The following is a 2,849-nucleotide window of genomic DNA, read 5'->3' on the forward strand; positions in this document are numbered from 1 at the left end:
ACCTTCAAAATTCTTGCTGAGCGATATCGCAATCGAGGCAAAAGACTAGCATTAAGATTCAATCTAATTGCTGGAATTTATAACTTGGAGCTGAGTGAAAAATGACTTATGAAAGAAATCTAATATTAGAAAATATAAAATAATTATTTTATTAGCATTTTAAATAACCCCAAAAAAGCCCCCTTTCGGAGGCTTTTCTTTTTAAAGAATCACAACTTAAGCTTTGGCTGTAGTTGCCTCTTTGACATCAATTTTATCACTGTCGTTTTCATGCATGATCAATGCAACCGCGATCGCAGTAATCAGTACAGGTAAACCCACCGCCATAAAGTTGAAATGCGCAGGTAAGTTCATACCGAGCAAACCACCAATCAGAATCGGCCCTACAATCGCGCCCATACGACCGATCGCAGAAGACCAACCAATACCTGTCGAACGTACAGCAAGTGGGTAATACTGCGCTACATAGCTGTAAAGCAGCATTTGCGAACCAATAGACGCAGCACCTGCCAAGAACACCAAGATGTATAGTAAGAACTGATTCGATTGGAAGCCCATCAAGCTCATCACAATCGCGCCCATCATACCCAAAACCATCAACACAGGTTTTAAGTGGAAACGGTCAGCCAAAATACCACCGCCAACAATACCCACAACTGCGCCCACGTTCATGACCATCATGAACATTAAGCTGTTATCCATAGAATAACCGGCTGCCATCATCAGTTTTGGTAACCAGCTGCTCAGCGCATACATGGTCAATAGGCACGTAAAGAACGCCACCCAAAACAATAATGTATTTACGGCACGACCACGGCGGAACAAACTCACCACGTTAGCAGCTTCAGGTACATTTTCTTGCGGTAAAGTGAACACTGTATTTTCAGTCACTTTCACTTCAGGCGCTAAGCGCTTCACGATACTGCGGGCTTTTTCCTGTTTGTTTTCTTTCACCATAAATGCCAAAGATTCAGGTAAGAATTTCCAAATCACAGGTAAAAGGAAAAGTGGAATACCTGCAATAGAGAACATGATTTGCCAACCAAAGTCAGGGGTGAACCATGAACCTAAAAGTGCCGCCATCACACCACCGACTGCATAACCACTAAACATCGTCGTTACTAGTGTGCTACGCATCTTCTGCGGCGCGTATTCCGACGTTAAAGCCACAAGGTTAGGCATTACACCGCCAATCCCTAAACCAGCCAAGAAACGCAAAATACCAAATTCTGTTGGATTCGACGCAAAACCACCAGCAAAGGTCAAACCACTAAATAAAACGATACAGATCATGATGACTTTTTTACGGCCAATCTTATCTGCTAAAGAACCAAAGAACATGGCACCAAACATCATCCCTGCGAGCGCAGTACTGGCAAGCATCCCCGCTTGCATTGCACTTAAGCCCCAGTCTTGCATCAATAATGGTAAAACCACGCCATTAATCGCTAAATCGTAGCCATCAAATAAAATAATCAATAAGCACCAAGCCACTACATTGAAGTGGAACGGGGTAAATTTAGCCTTATCGACTACAGAATTTATGTCTATTTTTTCCGTTGTCATCGTTCTCATCTCCCATGAGTACTTGTCCATAACATTCATTGAATTTTTAAGTAAAATTCAACAGCCACGGAATATACGGAACAGTGTTTTCTAGGGATATTAGACGTATGTTTAATAAATCGAATCACTTATAAGTACATGTTAATTGTGTTATTTTTCATGTTTTAGTTTAATTATTAAACATTATCAATATATGATTATTTAACTGATTTTTTTAAATAATAATACTCTTATTTTCAGGTCTAATTCTTCTATTCTTTCATTAAACTTCAGAACGACACACCATCATTTATTTCTATCTTTAGTTTAGAAAAATTTTAAATGTCTAAAAAACAAACGCAATTACATCTTTAGAAAAGCTCACTTTAACGCTCTTGATTGTTTTAAATATCTTGATAGCACTGAGATTAAGCAATCACCAGCTTACAGCGAAATCCACGAGACGCATAATATGACTGCGCGCCATTATGGTAGCTAAATACATGATCATAACGTCGATCACAAAACAGTGCCCCGTCCTTTTGCCGAATATCCGCTGGCGTTACGATCCAACTCGAAGTCTTTAAATCGAAATGAAAAACTTGCTGTATCGCTCGATAGTCTTCTTCTGTCAGTAGCTCAGCACCGATGTCTCGAACCATGTCTATTACGTTATTTTTGGGAGGATGATCCTTCCGATTCTCCAAGGCATCACGGTCATAACACAAGCTGCGTCTAGGCTTTAGTGACTCTAAGCTGCAATCATAAAATATCAGGTCATGAGATAGCCGATTCAGCCTCACAATATCTGGCTCACCCCCTGTTTTTCCATTTCGATTAAAATTTGTAGTTTTGAGGGCTGTGCTATCAATTGTTTTTTAACATCATCCCAAAGTAATTCTGGATGACGCTCCATATTTTCCTCAAAGCGTTGCTGCAATATCTCTAAAATAGAGATTTCATCAAGATCTTGGAGCATTTGCACATCCTATTGTTTTTATACATTGGAGACTGAACTTCACTATAAAGAATATAGACTCACCTTGATGTAAATTTTTAGCGCTGTTTAGCCGTATTATTTTTAAATATCTATCATTTCCCAGTTTGTCTTTCTGCTTTTCTTATTATTTTTTTCTTCCCTTTTCATCACGCATAAAAAAACACCCCCTGACTAGTGCAGGGGGTGTTTCGAATAATGAGCTGGCGATGACTTACTCTCACATGGGTAACCCCACACTACCATCAGCGCTAAGAGGTTTCACTTCTGAGTTCGGGAAGGGATCAGGTGGTTCACTCTTGCTATT

At 39.7% G+C, this 2,849-nt stretch carries 1 protein-coding gene, 1 rRNA gene and 2 pseudogenes; 1 reads left to right on the forward strand and 3 read right to left on the reverse strand.

The annotated features are described in order from the left end of the window. Window positions 1-105 (forward strand): annotated as a pseudogene (locus tag FTV04_RS16495) (IS5/IS1182 family transposase); the annotation flags it as partial. Between the two features lie 111 nt (window positions 106-216). On the opposite strand, the gene FTV04_RS16500 reads toward FTV04_RS16495, so the two are convergent. The 3 genes and pseudogenes from FTV04_RS16500 to rrf all read right to left on the reverse strand — a co-directional run. Then, complete coding sequence (locus FTV04_RS16500) at window positions 217-1,566, reverse strand: MFS transporter (RefSeq protein WP_180090419.1); 1,350 nt, start codon at window positions 1,564-1,566, stop codon at window positions 217-219. A gap of 407 nt (window positions 1,567-1,973) precedes the next feature. Beyond that, a pseudogene (locus tag FTV04_RS16505) lies at window positions 1,974-2,524 on the reverse strand (DUF4256 domain-containing protein). Between the two features lie 219 nt (window positions 2,525-2,743). After that, window positions 2,744-2,849: ribosomal RNA gene (gene rrf, locus FTV04_RS16510) — 5S ribosomal RNA — on the reverse strand; the annotation flags it as partial.

It is taken from the genome of Acinetobacter sp. YH12219 (assembly GCF_013417875.1).
Taxonomy (GTDB): Bacteria; Pseudomonadota; Gammaproteobacteria; order Pseudomonadales; family Moraxellaceae; genus Acinetobacter; species Acinetobacter amyesii.